14 protein-coding genes and 1 pseudogene are annotated in these 21215 nt (G+C 40.5%); 5 read left to right on the forward strand and 10 right to left on the reverse strand.

Features of this window, described 5'->3' with window-relative positions:
• Positions 1-108: 108 nt before the first annotated feature.
• The 4 genes and pseudogenes from AACX68_RS04395 to AACX68_RS04410 all read right to left on the reverse strand — a co-directional run bounded on the left by AACX68_RS04395 (position 109) and on the right by AACX68_RS04410 (position 2830).
• Positions 109-288, reverse strand: a complete 180-nt coding sequence (locus AACX68_RS04395) for a hypothetical protein (RefSeq protein ID WP_228858429.1) — start codon at positions 286-288, stop codon at positions 109-111.
• A gap of 48 nt (positions 289-336) precedes the next feature.
• Complete coding sequence (locus tag AACX68_RS04400; protein ID WP_228858430.1) at positions 337-789, reverse strand: hypothetical protein; 453 nt, start codon at positions 787-789, stop codon at positions 337-339.
• 368 nt (positions 790-1157) lie between these two features.
• Positions 1158-1304: pseudogene (locus AACX68_RS04405) on the reverse strand (IS1 family transposase); the annotation flags it as partial.
• A gap of 23 nt (positions 1305-1327) precedes the next feature.
• Positions 1328-2830 carry an 8-oxoguanine deaminase gene (locus AACX68_RS04410; protein WP_255705270.1) on the reverse strand — a complete coding sequence of 501 codons (1503 nt, stop codon included), beginning with the start codon at positions 2828-2830 and terminating at the stop codon, positions 1328-1330.
• A gap of 523 nt (positions 2831-3353) precedes the next feature.
• Here AACX68_RS04410 and AACX68_RS04415 point away from each other — a divergent pair.
• Positions 3354-4514, forward strand: coding sequence for a PrpF domain-containing protein (locus tag AACX68_RS04415; RefSeq protein ID WP_228858431.1), 1161 nt, complete (start codon positions 3354-3356; stop codon positions 4512-4514).
• Between the two features lie 50 nt (positions 4515-4564).
• Here the strand turns inward: AACX68_RS04415 and AACX68_RS04420 are convergent, their stop codons facing one another.
• Positions 4565-5335: an SDR family oxidoreductase gene (locus tag AACX68_RS04420; protein WP_228858432.1), complete on the reverse strand. Its 771-nt coding sequence runs from the start codon at positions 5333-5335 to the stop codon at positions 4565-4567.
• 355 nt (positions 5336-5690) lie between these two features.
• On the opposite strand from AACX68_RS04420, the gene AACX68_RS04425 reads away from it, so the two are divergent.
• From AACX68_RS04425 to AACX68_RS04440, 4 genes are all read left to right on the forward strand, one after another.
• Positions 5691-7685, forward strand: coding sequence for a BCCT family transporter (locus AACX68_RS04425; protein ID WP_228858433.1), 1995 nt, complete (start codon positions 5691-5693; stop codon positions 7683-7685).
• A 285-nt stretch (positions 7686-7970) separates the two neighbouring features.
• Positions 7971-8414, forward strand: a complete 444-nt coding sequence (locus AACX68_RS04430; RefSeq protein WP_228858434.1) for a PTS sugar transporter subunit IIA — start codon at positions 7971-7973, stop codon at positions 8412-8414.
• 29 nt (positions 8415-8443) lie between these two features.
• A complete protein-coding gene (locus AACX68_RS04435; protein ID WP_228858435.1) occupies positions 8444-8731 on the forward strand; it encodes a PTS sugar transporter subunit IIB in 288 nt (95 codons plus the stop codon).
• 12 nt (positions 8732-8743) lie between these two features.
• Positions 8744-10000: a PTS ascorbate transporter subunit IIC gene (locus tag AACX68_RS04440; protein ID WP_228858436.1), complete on the forward strand. Its 1257-nt coding sequence runs from the start codon at positions 8744-8746 to the stop codon at positions 9998-10000.
• A 156-nt stretch (positions 10001-10156) separates the two neighbouring features.
• On the opposite strand, the gene AACX68_RS04445 is transcribed toward AACX68_RS04440, so the two are convergent.
• The 5 genes from AACX68_RS04445 to AACX68_RS04465 all read right to left on the reverse strand — a co-directional run bounded on the left by AACX68_RS04445 (position 10157) and on the right by AACX68_RS04465 (position 20887).
• A complete protein-coding gene (locus AACX68_RS04445; protein ID WP_228858437.1) occupies positions 10157-12217 on the reverse strand; it encodes an SWIM zinc finger family protein in 2061 nt (686 codons plus the stop codon).
• Positions 12214-13365: a VWA domain-containing protein gene (locus AACX68_RS04450; protein ID WP_228858438.1), complete on the reverse strand. Its 1152-nt coding sequence runs from the start codon at positions 13363-13365 to the stop codon at positions 12214-12216. Before AACX68_RS04450 ends, AACX68_RS04445 begins: the two co-directional genes overlap by 4 nt.
• Positions 13362-15932: a DUF5682 family protein gene (locus tag AACX68_RS04455; protein WP_228858466.1), complete on the reverse strand. Its 2571-nt coding sequence runs from the start codon at positions 15930-15932 to the stop codon at positions 13362-13364. Before AACX68_RS04455 ends, AACX68_RS04450 begins: the two co-directional genes overlap by 4 nt.
• 66 nt (positions 15933-15998) lie before the next feature.
• Entirely contained in the window at positions 15999-17096 is a 1098-nt protein-coding gene (locus tag AACX68_RS04460; protein ID WP_228858439.1) for an ATP-binding protein, read from the reverse strand.
• A gap of 65 nt (positions 17097-17161) precedes the next feature.
• Positions 17162-20887 carry a DUF4132 domain-containing protein gene (locus AACX68_RS04465; protein ID WP_228858440.1) on the reverse strand — a complete coding sequence of 1242 codons (3726 nt, stop codon included), beginning with the start codon at positions 20885-20887 and terminating at the stop codon, positions 17162-17164.
• Positions 20888-21215: the final 328 nt, after the last annotated feature.

Genomic DNA, 21215 nt, shown 5'->3' on the forward strand with positions numbered 1-21215 from the left:
GTATATGTGGCAACTCTTAGCGTGCGTTGAAGAATTTATGATTGCATTTTCATTAGGGCAACAACCGGGAATGAAAAAAATGAGTGTATCGTTATTATGAAAGCTTATTTATATGAAGATATAAATAGGCCAGATAATAAGAATAAGTTTAGCTAATTCTTTCCCTCCGATAGCCCCAAGTACCAAAGGAATAGCGAAAAGCCCCAAAGCCGCACGATTTTCTAACAGTTTTAATTTTATATCTATTTCCTGATCATGCTTTTTGATTTTATATCTGGATAATTTCATCACAATATCCGTTAGTGATTTTAGCGAAAAATATTATAGCATGGTTTATCAAAACTCTCTTTTTACAATAAGATACCCATTAAATCTAACAGCGCAATCATGATCATTCACTAATGCTGAAGCCAGAAAAACATTATGTTTGTGCTCTACATTTTCGTAGGTAAATTTTATGATAATATTTTTTGCATTATCTTCCCGAAAAGTATATGCATATTCACTTATGGTTGTAGGATCTTCACTATTTACTCCTTCAGATTTCTTTTCTTGTTCTCCATAATAGTTAGATAATGGTATTTCTACAGAGTTTGAATATAATAATTCCGATTTTGTTTTTTGCAGTATTATATCTTCTTTTTTAACTTTAAGGTCATTTAACATAAAGTTAGTCATATCAATTCCAACTGTATCATTAATGCTGATACAATTAACCGGTAACACTTTTGCGAAACTAGAAGTGCTGGTGAAAATTGATATTAGTGCGACAAATGGAAATAATTTCATTTTATAATAAGCTCCCTATCCCCAATTATACACCTGGAATATATATTAAGCCATTAAATATACTTTCCTTTAAGCTTTTTGTCATCAATGGTTAACATTACAACTTATATTATGGTTTATTTTGTATGTGCTTACTATATTCTTTTTTCTTGTAAATAATTGGTGTGATATTTTGAATTGTAACATTTTGAAGTTTATTTATTTTTTTCTTGTTAGAAGAAATATGGTGTATTAACACCAATGTTATTTTATTGCATAACCAGAAACAGCATAAAAATAACAACTTGATATTTATAAAGGGAATGAATAAACGATTATCTTGCTCAATCTATCGTGGTCGGTCTAGGAAAAAATTATGATTCGAATGGTTAGATTGCTTGTGAAATATCGTATTCACGCTCAATGAGCGTTACTATTACTTTGTCGTGTATTTCTTCGGTTTTGGAATAACCTATCGTTTTTTGATTCAGTCTCTTTATCCAGATACGGAGCGTGAGCTTAGTTCTCTCAATATAGGCCTCAATAAGTTTTTTATGGTTTAACCCTCAACCAGTTGGTAGGCAAGGCGGTTATGTTGCTCAATAATGACAGGAACATCCACGGTAGTTACTTTACCGTCTTCAACTACGATGCGGCCGTTGATGATGTTGTACGCTACTTTACCCGGGTTACAGAACACCAGCGCTGAGACCGGATCGTGCTGTGCGCCTGCAAGGCCAATGCCTTTGAGGCTAAACACAGCAATATCTGCCATCATACCCGGAGTCAGCGCACCTATATCATCACGGTTGAGGTTTTTTGCACCCCCAAGTGTTGCGATTTCCAGTGCTTCACGGGCAGTTAATGCTTCCGGGCCGAAACCTACGCGCTGTAATAGCAGCGCCTGACGTACTTCTGCCATCATATTTGAACTGTCGTTAGAGGCGGAGCCATCGACTCCCAGCCCCACATGCATTCCTGCGTCCAGCATATGCCGCACTGGTGCAATACCGGAGCCCAGACGCATGTTGGAACAAGGGCAGTGTGCTACGCCGGTGCCGGTACGGGCAAACAGCTTTATGCCGTAGTCGTCGAGTTTCACACAATGTGCGTGCCACACATCGTGACCAACCCACTCAAGATCTTCCACATACTGAGCCGGGGTTTTGTTGAAGTTTTTTTTGCTGTAATCGATATCACTGATGTTTTCTGCCAAGTGGGTATGCAGTGAAACGCCGTGCGCACGGGCAAGTTTTGCTGATTCACGCATTAATACTTCACTTACTGCAAACGGAGCGCAAGGTGCAACTACGATGCGGATCATCGCACCGCGCTTTGCGTCATGGAACTGCTCAATCACACGCTGGGTGTCTTTCAGGATAAATTTCTCATTCTCAACAAGGGAGTCTGGTGGCAGGCCGCCCTGTTTTTTCCCCATACTCATGCTGCCGCGGCAGGCGTGGAAACGCATCCCCATTTCCTGTGCCGCCTCAATACTGTGATCAAGTTTGATGCCGTTCGAATAGATATACTGGTGATCGCTGGAAGTGGTACAGCCAGAAAGCATCAATTCAGCCATCGCCGTTTTGGTTGCCACTTTCATCATCTCCGGAGTCAGTTTTTCCCAGATCGGATATAGTGCGGTCAGCCAGGTAAACAGCTCGCCATCTTGTGCCGATGGCACGACGCGGGTCAGGCTCTGGTACATATGATGGTGAGTATTAATCAGGCCCGGAATAACAATATGCCCTTTGAGATCGATAACTCTATCGGCTGTTTGCGGTACTTCGCTTTCCGTTCCGACAGCAACAATGATATTACCCTTAATAAAGACGCAACCTCTTTTAATTTCTCGCCTATCTTTATCCATGGTCACAACCATGTCAGCATTTTTCAGTAATAGCGTTTTTCCGGTTGTTGGTATCGCACCGGGGGATTTATCTCCGATAAAATATGACACCAGTCTTTCTTTTGCAGAGGCGGGAAGTGTTGTGAATAAGGGAACCAGCAGTGGGGCTTTTACTAATAGGCGACGTAGTTGGTCAGGTTCTTTATCCTTCATGACTACTCCTAATTTTAATAAGAGACATTAAATCTTATTGTTTAATAGTGAGATGCATATTCTTCTTATTTTAAAAATCAAACTTTGGTTGGGGAGTTTGTTATTCCTATATTCTATCACTCAAGATACATTGAGCTGTATATCATGTTTTTCAATAATCATACAACAATAAATTCGATGTTTTTAAATGGTTTTGATTTTATTGAAATATTTACTGTAAAAGTCGTTGATTTCAACAATGGTGGTTTTTTTATAAGATGTGTTTTTTAGCCATGTGCTTAACTCACTAAATATTAAACTGTTATCTGGTGTTATATGCATATATATTTATTGCATGTTGTTTCATTGAGGTTTTGTTTATTGTTAATGCAATATGATTTTCAATTTATTGATGGCTTTGCTATTTTTTCATCATTCAAGGTTTAAATAATTAAATTGAAAATGATGTCATGTCATTTTATTGCAATCCCACGTTTTTATGATTTTCAAGCCATGGTTTCAATTTATTGATAGTGATAGCTTTATGAAAAAATCATCTTTTCCAATTAAAATTCCACTCTATTATGTCAGGGGCGGGACGTCTACAGGTGTAGTTGTATTACAAAAATATTTACCAGAAAAAAGAGAATTAAAGGAAGAGATTCTTAGGCACATAATGGGTGTTCCTTTGCTAGGTACCGTTAAAGACAATACCCAATCACATGGATTAGGCCGAAGAGTGATTACCAGCAACAAAGCATTTATCATTGATATAGATGATAAATCTAAAAAAGTTATTAGTACGTTTGCCCAGCTTGAAAAAGATAGCAATACGGTATCATGGGAAGTTAATTGTGGAAATATGACTTCATCAATACCATTGGTGATAAGAGGTTTACCTGAAGAGAAATTGCTAATGCCTGATGGCAGGCTAAATATTTATAACACTAATACGCGTAAAAATATTTTATGTTCAATGGCTAATGTGTCTCCTGAATATCAATTAACATCTATCCCCGGTGTTATTGGGGATTTTCCGGAAGTTCATGTTTTATTTGAGTCTCCAGCCTGTTCAAAAACATCATCGATTTTTCCTACAGGAAATTTAATTGATATATTTAATAATATTCCTCTTACTTGTATCGATGTTGTTGTACCCATGATCATTATTAATGCAAAAGATTTAGGGATCACTGGTTATGAAAGTGTCAAGGAAATTGAAAATAATACATTATTACAAGAAAAAATTTTGGCAATAAGATCAGGGATGGGGAGTAAAATGGGCATTATTAAGAGTGATGGGGAATTAATGAATGAGAATGATTTAAAAAAATCTATAACTCAGCCAAAAATAGCGATTATTTCTCCACCTGTAAATGGAGGTGATATTAGCATCAGATATCTTACTCCCCAAAATGTTCATTCATCGGTTGCTGTTTCGGGTGGTTGTTGTTTAGCTGCTGCATGTTGTTTTTCTGGAACTATTGCCAGTGATATCCATTATTCCCGCAACGGTAGTGATAATGCTACGGTACGTATTGAACATCTGTCGGGGATATCTGAATTCAGTATTACTCTTGATGGTGAAAATATAGCGTATGCAGGTGCTCAAAGAAATGCCCAAATTTTAATGGAAGGTGAGTTTTTTATTTACAATCCGAGTAATGAATTAGAAAGAGTAATGAGAAATATGAATCACGGCTGATGAATTATCATCAACCGTAGGAGAATATGAATAATAAATTTTCAGAGCGATTATAACTGTTTCATATCTTCAAAAGTCGGTCCCTGAAAATAAATTGCACTGACATGGCAACTGCGGGGCTGGGTCAGAACAAATCGTATGGATTCCCATACCGAACGGCCATTCAACATTTGTTTACCCATTGTTGCGTGATCATCCAGAACTTCATCAAACCCATTAAGTTCAAAGTCGGGAGGGTATATCCCTGTCACGCGAATATTATCTTTACTTAACTGGTGTGAAATCGTGTTGCAGAAACCACTCATAGCATGTTTGGCTGCAAAAAAAGCCGGATGGGCGACAGAGCGAGTGAAGTTCGGGATACCACAAACTGATACCATCGCAATAATATCAGCCCCCTGAGACTGGCGCAGGCTTGGTAATAGCATTTTGGTCAATAACATGGAACCTGTCGCCCCAGAATTTATCGTGCTGATAATATCTTCATCACTATTATTCTCACTCAGATCACCCTCCAGCCACTGCGCAGCACTTAATATCAGTATATCGATGGGCTTACTGTCCTGTAGTAACTGATCGGCAAAATCGCGTACTGATTGTGCATCACTGGTATCGCACTGATAGCTTCTTGCGACTCCTCCTTCATTCTGAATAATTTCACAGGTCGCTTCAGCATTTTTTAATTGGCGAGCACAGAGGTCAACATGGGCACCCTCCCGTGCCAGCCAGACAGAAATAGCCTGCCCAAAATCACGTCCACCACCTGTAACTACAACTCGCTTGCCTTTTAACCCATTTGGTCTGTTTAACGCGTTTAACATGATGTTAACTTCCTTATGTTAGTTATTAACCTGAATGAGAAATCGTTGCACTATCAGTTAAATACTATTAATGAATTACACGAAAAATGAGGTTAATGTTTTTTGTTTTTAACTTATTAGCTATTGATGTTATTAATTTGTTAATGCCATTTTTTGTATAACTCTCTATAAGTACAGTTGGTCTGATTTTTATGTTAAGGTGATCGTGAACGTAAAAATTGAGTAAATTATGAACACAAGATATTTGCGTGATGGGTAACTCCTGATGGAGTTATTTTATTTTTTTGGAATTTCGACAAAATTTTTTTGAATGATATAGGAGATAGTGTCGGACACTAATTTTTGAAGGATGAGTATGAGTCAAGATAATACTGGACAGGTAGAAACGAAAACTTACATTAACCCACCAGTCTTTTTCTTCTCGGCATTTTTGATCATTGCATTGGTCGCATTTGCTGGTTTGAAACCAGAGCTTGCCGATAGGTGGTTTAAATCTTTGCAGCAAGACTTGTTTGTTAATGCTAGTTGGTTTTATATCCTTGCCGTTGCGTTGATTTTACTTTCAGTTACCTATCTGGGGTTATCCAGATACGGCAATATCAAGCTTGGCCCCGATCATGCTGAACCCGATTTCAGTTATTTTTCCTGGTTTGCCATGCTGTTTTCTGCGGGTATGGGTATCGGGCTGATGTTCTTTGGTGTTGCTGAGCCGGTGATGCACTATCTGTCACCACCGGTGGGTACTCCTGAAAGTATTGCCGCAGCTAAACAGGCGATGCAATTAACTTTCTTCCACTGGGGGCTACATGCCTGGGCGATCTATGCCATTGTGGCTTTAATTCTGGCATTTTTTAGTTATCGCCATGGATTGCCTTTAACCCTGCGTTCAGCGCTGTATCCGATTATTGGCGATAAAATTTATGGGCCGATTGGTCACACGGTAGATATTTTTGCCGTTATCGGGACGGTATTTGGTGTTGCGACATCTCTTGGGTACGGCGTTCTTCAGGTGAATGCAGGCCTTAACCATCTATTTGGCCTGCCTATTAATGAAACAGTGCAAGTTATACTGATCATTGCGATCACAGCTCTGGCGACTATTTCTGTTGTTTCCGGTCTGGATAAAGGCATCCGGATTTTATCCGAAGTGAATTTAGGTCTGGCTGTGCTCTTGCTTGTGTTGGTCGTTGCTTTGGGGCCCACTGTGCTGTTGTTGAAATCCTTTGTGGAAAACACAGGCGGATACTTTTCTGAAATTGTCAGCAAAACATTTAACTTGTATGCCTATGAACCTAAGTCCAGTAACTGGCTGGGGGGATGGACATTACTGTATTGGGGATGGTGGTTATCCTGGTCTCCGTTTGTTGGCATGTTTATCGCCAGAGTTTCCCGGGGACGGACAATCAGGGAATTTGTAACTGGTGTTCTGTTTGTACCCAGTGGTTTTACCTTGATGTGGATGACGGCATTCGGTAATAGTGCTATCGACCTGATCGCCAATAAGGGAGCCAAAGAATTAGCGGATGTCGTACAGACAGATGTTTCTCTGGCACTGTTTCATTTTCTGGAGTATTTCCCTCTGCCGACTGTTTTATCATTTATTGCAATGGTGATGGTGGTGATGTTTTTTGTCACTTCAGCAGATTCCGGGGCAATGGTAGTTGATACACTGGCATCCGGTGGTGCTCATCATACACCTGTCTGGCAACGAATTTTCTGGGCGGGGTTAATGGGCGTTGTGGCTATTTCCCTATTGGTTGCAGGAGGGTTATCGGCTCTGCAAACGGTAACCATTGCCAGTGCGCTTCCTTTTTCAATTGTGTTATTAATTTCGATATATGGCTTGCTTAAAGCATTGCGGATTGATGCCTATAAGAAAGATAGCCAACAGATGACGACGATAGCGCCTACGGCCAGCCGTAACCCGATACCGTGGCAGCGCAGGCTAAGAAATATTGTCTATTATCCTAAGCGATCACAGGTAAAACGTTTTATGAGCGAAGTTATCCAGCAGTCAATGAGTATGGTTGCCGGAGAGCTGGAAAAGCAAAATAAAGCGGTTTTGATTAATGATGAAGCTGAAGACCGCATTCATCTGGAAGTAGACTTTGGCGAAAATATTAGCTTCGTTTATGAAGTACGTTTACGGGGTTATATTCAGCCTGCATTTGCTCTTGCCGGTCTGGAAGATGAAGAAAGAATCGAAGAGCAAAAATATTATCGTGCGGAGGTCTACCTCAAAGAGGGCGGTCAGGATTACGACCTGATGGGATGGACGCAGGAGCAGATCATCCACGATATTTTGGATCAATACGAAAAACACATTCACTTTTTGCATTTAGTCCGTTAGCCAATAGTGGCTATTTATATGCATTAACATAACCTGCTAATCCCCGAATTTTAGATTCGGGGATTTTTTTACGTACCTCCCCATCGTTTCCCCATAATGTGATTTACTCCGTATTATTGTGATTTTTATTTCTTTCCGTCAGTAGGTTTGATTTGCACTGGCTATTCTTTTAATCATCGATGCCCTTTATGGAAATAACCGTCTGTTAACGAAATATACTGGATGGATTTCAAAATGCACTACAAAAAGGCAATTTGAAAGACGAAGAGTATACGGGGAAATTCAATGCTGAGAACCTTATTAACCCGCGATGTTATCCAATGGTTTCCTGATGTCAGAGATTGGCGCGAAGCCATTGAAATCGCCTGTCAGCCACTGATTAATAATGGTGCGATCCAACCTGGTTATGTCGAAGCGATTTATGAGTCCCATGAAAAATTTGGCCCTTATTACGTTGTGGGTTCAGGTATAGCAATACCACACGCCAGACCAGAACAGGGCGTTAATCGGCTTGCCCTGAGCCTGACATTAATAAAACAGGGTGTCAGATTTGGATCAGCAGAAAATGATCCGGTTAAATTATTGTTTGTATTTGCTACAACAAGTAATTACAGCCATATAGAAGTCATTGCTGAACTGGCTGGGTTATTTGATGATCAGGAAAAAATTAATCGATTAATGCAGGCCAGAAATCAGGATGAAGTTTTTTCTATTATTCAGGGGTATTAGCCACTATTTTTAGTTAACAGGAAAATAAGATGAATATAACCGTTGTTTGCGGTCATGGTTTGGGCACCAGCCTAATAATGGAAATGAGCATTAAAAGTATTTTGCAGGAATTAGGTGTTGAAGCCAGTGTCGGACATACAGATTTAGGCTCAGCAAAAGGAATAAAGTGCGATATTTTTGTTGCGACAAAAGATATTGCAGAACAACTGGCTGAGCAGCAGGTAAATGGAAAAGTTGTTGTATTAGAGAATATGCTCGATAAATCTGCAATGAAATTACGCTTGTCTGCGGCATTGCAAGATCTTGGCAGATTGTAACCGGAGACGCATATGGATTTTTTCCGCTTTCTGATGAATGACGTATTGGCAGAGCCTGTTGTTTTAGTCGGATTAATTTCCCTGATTGGTTTGGTATTGCAGAAAAAACCTGTGACCGAGTGTATTAAAGGTACAGTAAAAACCCTGCTCGGGTTTGTTATCCTGGGCGCTGGTGCGGGAGTTATCGTTTCTTCATTGAGTGGATTCGCTGTTATTTTTCAACATACTTTTGGTATTCAGGGTGTTGTGCCGAATAACGAAGCTATCGTATCAATCGCGCAGAAAAGTTTTGGCAAAGAGATGGCGATGATTATGTTTTTCGCAATGGTGATTAATATTCTGATTGCCCGCTTTACTCCGTGGAAATTCATATTTCTGACCGGCCATCACACATTATTTATGTCGATGATGGTGGCTGTTATTCTTTCTGTCGCCGGGATCCATGGTGTGGCACTTGTTGCGACGGGGTCAATTGTTGTTGGTGTTTCAATGGTCTTTTTTCCGGCAATTGCTCATCCTTATATGAAAAAAGTGACCGGTTCTGACGATGTAGCCATTGGGCACTTTTCCACGCTCTCTTATGTTCTGGCTGGGTTTATTGGCAGTAAACTGGGGAATAGGGAGCATTCTACAGAAGAAATGAACGTACCAAAGAGCCTGTTATTTTTGCGTGATACATCTGTTTCTATCTCTCTAACGATGGCGATTATCTTTCTTCTCACCTGCCTGTTTGCTGATCAGGAATTTGTGCGGCAGATCAGTGGTGGAAAAAACAGCATCATGTACTCTCTGATGCAATCGATCACATTTGCAGCAGGGGTTTATATCATTTTACAGGGAGTCAGGATGGTCATTGCCGAAATTGTGCCTGCATTTAAGGGCATATCCGACAAATTAGTCCCGAACTCCAAACCTGCACTGGATTGCCCGGTCGTTTTCCCTTATGCCCCCAATGCGGTACTGATTGGTTTCCTGAGCAGTTTTATTGCTGGAGTCATCGGCATGTTTTTACTTTATTGGCTGAATATGACGGTGATTATTCCCGGCGTTGTTCCTCACTTCTTTGTTGGCGCAACTGCGGGTGTTTTTGGTAATGCAACGGGAGGAAGAAGGGGAGCAATCCTCGGTGCTTTTGCTCAAGGCCTGTTAATTACATTCCTGCCGGTATTCCTGCTGCCTGTACTTGGCGATATCGGCATCGCCAATACCACATTTAGCGATGCTGATTTTAGTGCTGTGGGGATTTTACTGGGGCTGGTTGTTCGTTGATTTTGCCCGAACCTTTGGAAGTAATTTCTCTTTAATCAAAAGCCAGCCGGTAAAGGGAGTTAGCCTTTTTATCAAACCCGGCTGGTGATAATTGTATCTGTTAAAAAATTCAGCACGCTCCTTTCTTGCTTCAGAAGCTACATATTTCTGGATCTTCTATCTCAGCTGTATTGGTAACTGACTCTGTAACTGTTGTAATTGGTTACATAGCCATGTCAGCCGTAATAGTGATTCCGTTGCATCCTGTTTATTTAGTATTAGGTAATCACGCAAACAATTTGCCAGTAAGTCCATACCCAAATCTTCCGCAGTTTGTCGGCTAAGATCCAGCTGCTCTTTCTGTGAAATTGAAAGGGATTGCCTGCCTGTACAAGCTTGTGCTTCTAATACCGATAGAATTGGACGGCACAGTTTTTGCGATAATGTAGGATCTGAGTAATGTGCTGCGTTCTGTCGTTTTTTCTTTGCCATATATTCCTGGATATGACTGATAAATGTAGAGCGTTGTTTCTTACGTGGGTGAAAATCAAAATCAAGATAAAACCACGTGATATCATCACCTTTTTTTAGCCACAATGTAGTTGGGATAAGATCAATACGTTGTTCCCTTCGAGTGGGCTGCACACTGACTCCAATGATTTCCAACTCTTTTTTCGTAATATAGCGAAGCTCTTCAATGTGATTGTGTATTGCGTCTTCCCAGTAAAGCCGTAAGAAAGCGGAGTTACCCTTAGAATCATTTACTTCCCATATTATACATTGCTCAATTTCATACCAGACTAATGGCTGATAATTCTCTATATGCAGTAATAATGGCGAGAAAAAATCATCAGGTTGTCGTGAAAAATAATCTGGCAATTCATTCCAATCCTGTATACCAAAGTGAGTTCGTAAAGATTGATATTGCTTCAGATTGAAAGGCGTGTTCTGACTTGTGGCGTAACTGTCACCACTGGTCGCTAATTTTCCTTCATCCGATATTCTTGGGAAATGAAGTATGAAAGGTCGGCGCATAAGCTTATCAGCAGTTTGTTTCCAGACAGATAATGTTGACCAGACTCCATGACAGTTAAAGTGAGGATCGTGACGATTGGCTCTTGCCTGAGTACTTTGTAATAATTGTTTCTCTTCGTCGTTCCAGAAAGTAAAAGTTGCACCTAGTGCGCCACTGTTTGTTGTCCACCAGTCTGCACTGATAGGAATTAATGATAAGGTAGTATTTTTTTCATCATATTGTTTGCGTGGAATTCCGCGCAGTTTCATTAACTGGTCTGGTGCTGCGTGAGTCAGTTGATACAGATAAGCAGAAAGCTGGGCTAAAAAGTGTAAAATCCTTCCTTCGTCCATAGTGAAATGTTTATCTGCCAGCAGTTTTACTTGTCCGCTTAATCCTCTTAAATAAGAAGCTAACAATGGCAATCCTTCTGCTTTGGCAGACATGTTCAGTAGATGAAGTTGAGTGGCACTGCTACGACTGATATGGGATAAACCTTGTCGTAATAGTTCTTCTATGAACTGACTAATAATCGCTATGAGGTTTTTTTCATCCTTGCTGAGCGGCTGTTTTTCACTTGGTATAACATTTAACTCATCTGGCCATACCCAGGATTGCTGGTATTGTTTAAATAGTTTTACTACCGCAGCAAGATGAAGAGCCTTACGCTGGTTTTCAGGCAGAGAAGAAAGCATACCTTTATAACCGCTTTTCTTTAGGAAAATGATAGGTTCCTCAAACTCAGGCAGATAGATCTTCAGCTGGGAATCGATATCTTCTGTACGTATTTGTTTCTGATCTTGTTCCCATTGCTGTAACAAACGTATTGCCAGGCGGCAATTAACTTTACCTGTTAGTTTAATTAATTCCTCAGGGGAGAGGGAAAGTAATTCAGATATCAGCGACTCAGAAGATTGAAGTATAGTTTCATTTATCGGTTTTTCTTCTGATGCTTGTTCTGTACTGTTTGCTTGTAGCCACAGAACAGTTGCCAAAATATGTTTACAACAATCTGATGCGGGACAATTGCATTGTGCTTTTTGTATGCCCTGAGCATCTAAAACAACCTGTTGCCCATCGCTGTTAAAAATACCACCTTGCGGATCTATTAATGCAACTTTACCATTATCAACATCTTTACGTGCTCGCCGTAATAATCCCATGTTGGCGAAGACTGCCAAGGCATCTTCATCATAGTGGAGATAAATTGTCTGCCAACTCATTGCATCACCTCCGCGAGCCATTGTGCAAAGTGTTCCGGTGTTAACGCTGCGACGTGCATGCCCCTGTCTGCCAGTTTCTGAGCTATGGTTGAGTCATATGCAGGCATTGCTTCATCATCCAGAGCTGCGAGCCCTAGTAACTTAATTTGTTGGCTGTGCAGGCGCTGGGTACAATCCAGTAACCTAGCTAAGGAACCTCCTTCTTCGAAGTCGCTAATCAATGAAACAATAGTGCGTTTAGGGTTTTTGACTAATGTTTCACAATATTGCATCGCACCTGCAATATCAGTTCCTCCACCCAATTGCACAGTCATCAGTACTTCAACGGGATCATGGGCAAGATGGCTCAGATCAACAACCTGAGTATCAAATACCACTAGGGAAACGTTTATTGTAGGTAACGAGGCGAGAATGCTGGCACAAATTGCAGCATACATAATCGAGCTGGCCATTGAGCCGCTCTGATCGACACAGAGAATGACATCCCATGGCATATGCTGTTGCATCCGGGAATTGAAGTAAGGTGTTTCAATCAATAACTGTTTATTACTGGTATCATAATTTTTCAGGTTAGCGGCAATAGTTGCTCTCCAGTCAAAATTACGGCTGTTGGGGATAAGAGAACGACGAAAGCGATTTCTGCGTCCCGTCAGAGACTGGCGGAAGTTATTGCGTATCCGGTGTAGAATATCTTCCACTACTTGACGGATAATTTGCCTTACTGCTTCCCGGGTTTCTTCATTCATTTTCCCGCGTAGACTCATCAGCGCTTTTGCTAGTGCTTTTGTTGGTTCCATTGCTTTCAAAGCTTGTGGATCATTCAAAAAGCTATTGATTTCATAACGTTCTATTGCCTGTGATTGCATACGCTCGAACGTACTGTTCGGGAAAAGTTTACGGGCCTGATTGAGCCAGTTTACGGCGGCCAGTTGCGAAGCATCCAGTGAACCATGACGTCCTTGTCCCTGATGTAGCCCCCTGCGTTGATATTCTCTGCGATAGAGAAAATCGAGAGTTCGTTCGATTTTAAAATCTTCTGCATTAAATGAAGCTTGTCCCAGAGCATTATCCGCATATTGCCCGAGCACAAGGCGCCAGCGTTTTGCCTGCTGCTTTTTGTCATCAGGCATATCATCATGTTGGCTCATTTATATTTCCCTTTATCGGTATTAAACCATCCAAGCAATTGCTGTTCTGATAAACGGGTATGTAACTTCTGATTTAACCCAGTAGCTTCCAGCATCTCTTTCTCACTGAATTCGGTTTGCCATAGAGACAGTTCCTGTCTTGACAGACCGATTTCTCCAGCGATATAGCGAGACAATTCTTCATTTTGCTTTGGCGTTAGTTGGCTGAATGCAAAACGTAAATCGGGAAGTATTTGGATAAAACGTTGTTCATCCCACTGACTTAATAATCGATTTAAGTGATCAATTAATATTGGTGTTTTGATCACTAACTCAGGAGCAGTGCGCATAATGCCGACGAAATAGCCGATTGCTTTTTCAGGATCACTACCCGTACTGAAGGTTTTCTCTAGACTATCAGTCAGCAGATTTTCATCTATTTGATCGCCAAGATAACGCAGTGCATCAATTGCTCCTTTAAGCAGGGGAACTTCATCCAGTTTTCCATCCAGTCGGTTTAGTTGTTGGTAAAAATCGCTTTGATATGAATGGTTACTGTTTTGTATTTGGCTGATCATAGGCATAAATTCGATCAGTTCTCGCAATGATAAAAGAGCTTGCAGGTGGGTTTCCTGCTGTTGTTCATCACCCTGAGAGATTTGATCCAGACAGAAAAACGCCTGAGGTATAACCTGATATAACCTGTTCTCCAGTATGGATTGATCTGTAATATCAAAGAATGTTCGTCCACGCCATAAGTGTATTAACTGATGACCACAGGTGATTAGGGAGTCCAGACGAAAATCCTGTTGGATATACTTATCAAGTAATTGGAGAAGTATCGGAATACGTTGATGCAGCCCGATTATCACCGCTTGAGTCAGTAATGAGGTAACACTCTGGCTAGAGCGGCTTTGCCCCTGTTCTTCTAATCGCTTTTCCAGCATCAATAATTTGTCGAGTGCGATCGCTTCTAGCTGGCTGCCTTTTTCCGAAAGAGCAATAAGCTCACCTTCAACCGCTGGTGTCCATGCGTATTGCCACTCTTCAAATAAGAGATCAAGCTGATGCCCGGAGAGAAAATCAGGTCCGTTAGTCCGGTGAGCGAAATGGATCTCCAGGAATGCCAGTAAATGTAGAAAGCGGCTTCGTAAACGATGTTGTGGATTACGGTAGATATCCAGTTTGGTGATTTTTATCAGTGTGTCATCAAGTTTGAAACGAAAATTTTTCGCTTTTTCATAGGCTTCTGCGACTAAAGGTGGAGTGGTTGTACCCGTTGGGATAGAGCCAAGCAGATAACCAGAGAAGCATCTTTTGATTTCACTCCATAATTCATTCTGGCTGTCATCAAGACTACCTTTGATAAAGCTACTTTGTAATCCATCAAGTAAATCATAGCGTCCCGGACCTGCGTGACCTCTGAGTGCTGCCAGCCGCAGACTCTGCTCCGCGGCATGTTTTACGGTGAGATAGTTCGGGGGATTATCAAATGTTTTTTGCCGTATAGCTTCAGCAACATCAGTTAAAAATGCCACTCCCGTTTTATTGCGGTAAATTTGTGTTGGTTGATCTGGATATTGGTGATTGGCTTCTCTGTTCTGTCTTTGTTTAAGCAGGCTCTGCCAACTGCGCTGATAAAATGCGGGTGAAGGCATGCCTGAAGCATAGCCATTGAGTGCATCAAGACGATCAAAACTATAACGGATCAACCATGAGCTATCTTTCTCCCGCAACTTGAGCATCTTGTCGAATTGTTTTTGTCGGGCATCCGAAGGAATGAATTGTGTTTCAGAGAATTTCTCAAGTTCCTCCACAAGTGCCAATGTATGAAATCCACCTGTAACAACCAGAATTTTTGCATTAGGTTCATGCTGCTTAACTGTCAGGATATGCATCAGCATATGCGCTTCACGCTGTAACGATCTTTCTGCTTCCAGTACCTGAGGTTCATAATCCAGTCGGGCGAAAGCACACCAGATAAAAGTATCATAAAAGAGTTGTTGCCAGTCTGTGAGCGACTCTATTGAGCGTAGTTCAAACAGATGTTCCCAAACATCATCATGATCACGACAATGGCATTTTTTAGCTAACCGAGCGATAAATTGGCTATGTGCAAGGTAGCGCTCTTTCTGTAAGCTCCGGCTTTGAATATCGCGGTTATCTTCATCTTTCCATTGCGCCGCCCAAGGGAGATCTATGAATAGTAGTTTAGCTTGATGACTGTGCCCTATATGTAAAGCTTGCCACTCTGGTGAATATTCACAAAATGGAAAATACGCGGTGCAATGGCGTTTTTCTGTATTACCATTTTTATCAGCCGTTATTTGTTGTTCTGCCTGAGCCATGATAGCAACAGGAGGGCGGGTGTCTTTGTGTAACAACCCGGGAAGAAGAGAGTTAAAACTATCCGGTCCCTCAATGAGAATATAATCAGGTTTTACGGATTCAATCAGCGATACTACACCGTAGGCACAAGCAGGGCTGTGATGACGGATAGGTGCGAAATAGATATTCTGTTGTTGTAGTGATACCCATTTCTTTAGGGCGTTATCAATACGCTCAGGCAGATATGAAGGCAAAGGTATTGAAGAAATACTCACGATAATAATTCCTTTTGTTCACCAGAAGGCAGAGTATGCTCTGCCATTCTGTTACTGCCAAAATTCACGGGAAGCATTAAAAAATGCTCTCCAATCTTCATCCTGTTTGGCCCGTTCTCTTGCTATGTTATCCATGTAGTAACGCATCCGTTTGATATCATCAGGATTATCTTTTAAAACAACGCCGATCAACTGCCGGGCAATTGCGCCACCATTTAGTACATTATTTCCCAGATAGTGTGCTTCCAGAGCGCAGGCATAAGCGATATTTACTGCTTCCGCAGTAGACATAACAGCGTCTGGTGTTTTGATGTTGCCACCATCCTGAGTATTTCCTGAGCGTAATTCCTGAAAAGTGGTGACCAGTAATTCAATGACACTGGTGGGAATAGTTACAGAAGCAGCAAGATCACCTAGTTCTCTTTCTAATTGTGAATGGATGAGGGAAATTTCAAATGCTGGATCCTGAATTGGCTTCACGGTTTCAAAATTGAAACGACGTTTAAGTGCCGAAGACATTTCATGAACACCCCGATCGCGTAAGTTGGCTGTGCCAATCAGATTAAAGCCTTGTTTAGCGTTGATACGGGCACCTTCTCCCATTTCAGGTATCATTAGTTGTTTTTCGGACATCAGCGAAACTAACACATCCTGAATTTCCGGTGGGCAACGGGTGATTTCTTCAAAACGGACTATTTTTCCCTGTAACATGCCCTGATAAAGTGGTGAACCTATCAATGCTCTTTCTGTTGGCCCTTCCGCTAATAGTAATGCGTAATTCCACGAATATTTAATATGATCTTCTGTTGTTCCTGCAGTGCCTTGAATGGTTAATCCAGAGTCCCCACTAATTGCAGCAGCGAAGAGCTCGGATAACATGGATTTTGCTGTTCCCGGTTCGCCAACCAGCATTAGGCCTTGCTTTCCAAGCAGGGTTACAATGGCACGGTCTACCAACGCATCATCACCGAAAAATTTTGGTGTAATATTGAGTTCTTCATCACCAAGAATAAACTGACGCACTGCCCGAGGGGAGCGTAGCCAGCCTTGTGGTTTAGGATTATTTTTATCCGCTTTAGTTAGACGTTCCAATTCATCAGCAAAGTGAATTTCAGCACTTTCACGGATAATGTTTTGTTCAGGTAGCATTTTTTATCTATTTTTCCCTAAAATGATTCATTAATGGATGCCAATGAATGGCATCCCACTTATTATTACCAAGGAGTTTTCTTTTCCCATTCAGGGTCAAATCCTACACAGGATTCAGCCAGCTTCAGGTAATCTGAATAACTTTCTGCCAGTAAGATAGATGGAACATCTTTAAGCGTAATATTGTTTTTCTCCCAGTAATACAGGTGATTCTTGCTGAAACTTAAGCTAAACAATACCGCTGGGATATTTTCTTCAGGTACATAGCTACCACTGAATTCAATATTGACGTAGTAATTCAGGCTGGAGAAATGTTTATAATAATGATCGAATGAGCCTGCATCCTGTATTGGACCACGTTGATAGCCCATTTTTGTTAAAATACCACGCAGAGTGAAGGTATCAGTAACCCAGCCTTTACGATCTTCAATTTCGGTTTTTGTCAAATCCAGCTCAGGGACTTTGTTTTCCATTTGTGAGAAAAGGAACTTCACTTTGTAATCTTTGAAGTGAGCAAGCCACGCTTTGCGATCTTCTTCGCTGACTAATGCTGAATGTGCAAGCTGGATACTTGAATCATTTCGTAAAGAAATTTCATCATCGTCTAGATTCAGTAAGCAGCCGTCATCAGAAGGGCGGAATTGGTTGATGATCTCTCCATCTCTCACTTCTTGCCATACAAGTTGCTCGATTAATTTATGCATAACTGGATGAGTGAGAATATACTCCTGCCAATCACTGCTTTGCCATTGACGTTGAGCACACATGGCTTCATAGAGACGAGCCGTCTGTAATTCTATAACTTGTTTCAACTCTTTCTTGCTGGCAGTAAATAGTTTCTTCGTTTCTTTAATCTGTTCTTCACTCTCATTATTACGAGCAGCTGGCAGAGCTTTGATCTCTTTCCCTTCTGGATTAAACAAGGCTAATTTTTGTTTAGTATTCAGACGAGCAGTGAAAGTACGTTCTCCATATTCAAGTACCAGCGTACCTGTTTCGTTCAATCCTGCGCTTGGAATAGTTCTGTCAGCAAGTTCATCGGCACTCCAACCGTTACGCTCTGCGATTTGAGTGACTAATTCACGCGCTTTTTCCTGTATAGAACTAGTACGATAACGGCGAGAAAGTGACAGTAAAAGTTGAATAATCAGCGGGTCATTGCTGGTGGATATTGCAGTCAGAATGGCTTCAATCTGGGCACGACGCTGGTAATGATCACGCATGTAGTTACGTAAAACAGGGATTGCAACGTGCCCTTCAATATTGCAAATGAGGGCCAACATGCCTTTGTCACTGATTGCTGAGCCGCAATAACGTCGCAAAACTTCGTTTTTAATTTCTTCTATTACTTGCTCTAAGGTGAAATTTTCATATTTGCTGTAGTGCTCCGGGTAGCGCTTTACCCAAGACTTATAATTGTTTAAGCGTGATGGTGCTTCACGCTGCGCTTCATCCATAGCCTCCTCTAAGGATGGGCCTTTAACATCTTGAGCAACGAAGCTGTGTAAGATAAAACTGCCTATTTTTTGTTGGCTTTCGAGGGATAATAGATCGATATAACGCTGCAGTAGTGCATTGCCCGATGGCATTTTCAGTTTAACAGCAAGAACTACCCACCAATGGAAAATAGCGGGGTCGACGGGTTGTTTATTCTTCCAGGTGAGTGCTGGCAATGCATTGAAATTAAACCAACTTAGACTTGCAGGTGTTTTTCCTTTCAGCCCTTTTTGCGCTTCTTTTAATAATATCTCTGGTGACAGGTATCCAGAGATATCTTCACCAAATTCTTCTAATGCCGTAAGTAGTGCTGCACAAACAATTTCCCGTTTCTCTTTTTTTAGTAGTGCATAAAGATGGGGAATGGAAGCCGGATTTTTTATGCGAGTCAGCCACTCGATCGTTGTAATGCGGATTTCTTGCTTGGTCGATTTTAACCCTTCCTGAACTGTTTCATGAATATTTGTTATTCTTTCCAACAGTTGCTGGGCAGAAACTCGATGAGTTTTATTTTGACCTAAAGCTAATTCCATAATGCGAGGAATAAATTGTGTTGGTAATGCCGGATAGGTGGCGAGAACATCAATAGCACATGAAACTTCGAACATCCTATAACGGTTTTGACTTTTATTAGGCATTAAGCCTAATGCTTCAGCGATAAAATCCGGGTTTTGATAATAGAATGGCCATATTTTCTCAGGATGTGGAAAAAGGCGATGACCAACGGAGGATTCCAGACAAAATTCAGCAGTGGTTCTTGCGGAATTATTAAAATGACATTGTGCTAAGACGTCTTCGACATGGCGTAGTTCAAGATTAGCAATTATTCTTTCTGGTATACTTCCAGTAAAATGATAACCACTAAAACTCCGGTCATGCTCACTATTATGGGTAGCCAGACGAACAGCATGGAATAAAGTAAATTCAGGAAGGTTTGTGATTCTATTTTTATGCTTAATTACCTGAACTTCTTCTGAATTAAAATAACCTTTTTCACCATTGAGTTTATCGAGTAATGCACGGCACTTTTCATCGCTTAATTTACGCAAATCTTTATATTGTCGCTGAGCCCAGTTAGATGAATAATTAGAGGTTTTATTATCTTCTATTTCATATTCAGCTCTTTCTAATGCGTTAGCCAGCATCTCATGGAAATTAGTTACCAGAATTTCTCTGGCACTTTCTGGTAGTGGAGTGTCTTCCAATGGTGTAAAAGAGGGTAATTCTAACTTTTCCTGATTAATAGCTTCATCTATTACAGTAAAACGTAATAAAGCGCTTTCAATACCCTTGATAACAGATTTGCTTTTTTCGATTTTTAGCGCTTCTTCCAGAACATTGCGATTATCACCCTGACGTGCGAACAGGTCTGCGGCTTGTATGCGCTGTTTTGGGGTACCATTAAATAATGTATGGCTTAAATACTGCCTTACTATTTCAGACGGTAACGTATTCAGGATTGGCTCTGCAATTTTACGAACAGATTTATGTGTGCTAGTAGACAATAATACGATTACATCAGCAAAATGATCACGTAGTTCGTTATTATTATTTAGATAATTAACTAACTCGACTTGTCCATTTGCTGATAATTTTTCTACTAATATCTGGCGAACAAAATCTTGATGTTCGAAAATAAAATTTTTTAAATCAGTTATTTTATAAAGTCTATTCAGATTTTTCGTATGATTGTCTGCGATATCCTTGCGATCAAATATCGCAAATAGAGCGTTAGGGCCTGTCTTCTCTGTTCCTTCATTGATCATTTTAGCAATCAAAGCCATTGTCCACCCATTGCGTAATGCGATGTTAAGATTGCTGACATTTTCATAGGTGGTATGGAATGCATCGCCTAACAGATACAGTACCCATGATGGGAGTTCTGTTGTTGTCATTTTGATATTAATATCCTGACAAGCTGCAGCGATCACTTTAGCAAAACGGACAGTTTGTTCAGCAGTAAATTCTCCTCCGACTTTGGCATATAATTGATGACGGGCTTTGATTGATTGGGACATTACTTTGTCATACTGCCCAGTATTCACATTTCCGCTATACCACCAATCTAATGTTCCTGGTTTATTGAACAGAACAGCTGCTTTGATAGCATCTATCTTGTTTAATTCGTAAAGTACGTTAGGATCTCGACCTGTCAGAATATAATCAAGTGCTTTTTGGGGAAGTGTTTGCTCAAATGTAGCAAGAGGTAATAGAGCTTCTTGTAGATAGTTTTCTGTGGCAGAGGCGTCTTTTTTTCCAAAAATAGAAAGAATGTCGAAGAGTTTTTTTATCATGCCAGTTCCTTAAGCCGTGTATAGATAAACAGACCTATTTACCATGAAATAGAAAAAACGACAATTTTATTTTGTTGTTAACAAATTTATTACTTTTGTTGGCGTTAGCGTTAAGTAGATTTGATTTCTGAAAATCATATTTAACAACCTAATTGTATTATTTTATTTTTTGACTTTCAATTTTCTCAGTAATAAATTTTGAAATTATATTTTCAACTAATTAATTTATAAAACAGAAAAAGGATAAAATATGAATCAAAAAACACTTTGCCCATGCTGTGAAAGTGAGATTTCAGCTCTTCTGATGAATATACCCTTTGGTGATATT

The sequence above is a fragment of the Xenorhabdus sp. PB61.4 genome (genome assembly GCF_963894935.1).
GTDB classification, from domain to species: domain Bacteria; phylum Pseudomonadota; class Gammaproteobacteria; order Enterobacterales; family Enterobacteriaceae; genus Xenorhabdus; species Xenorhabdus stockiae.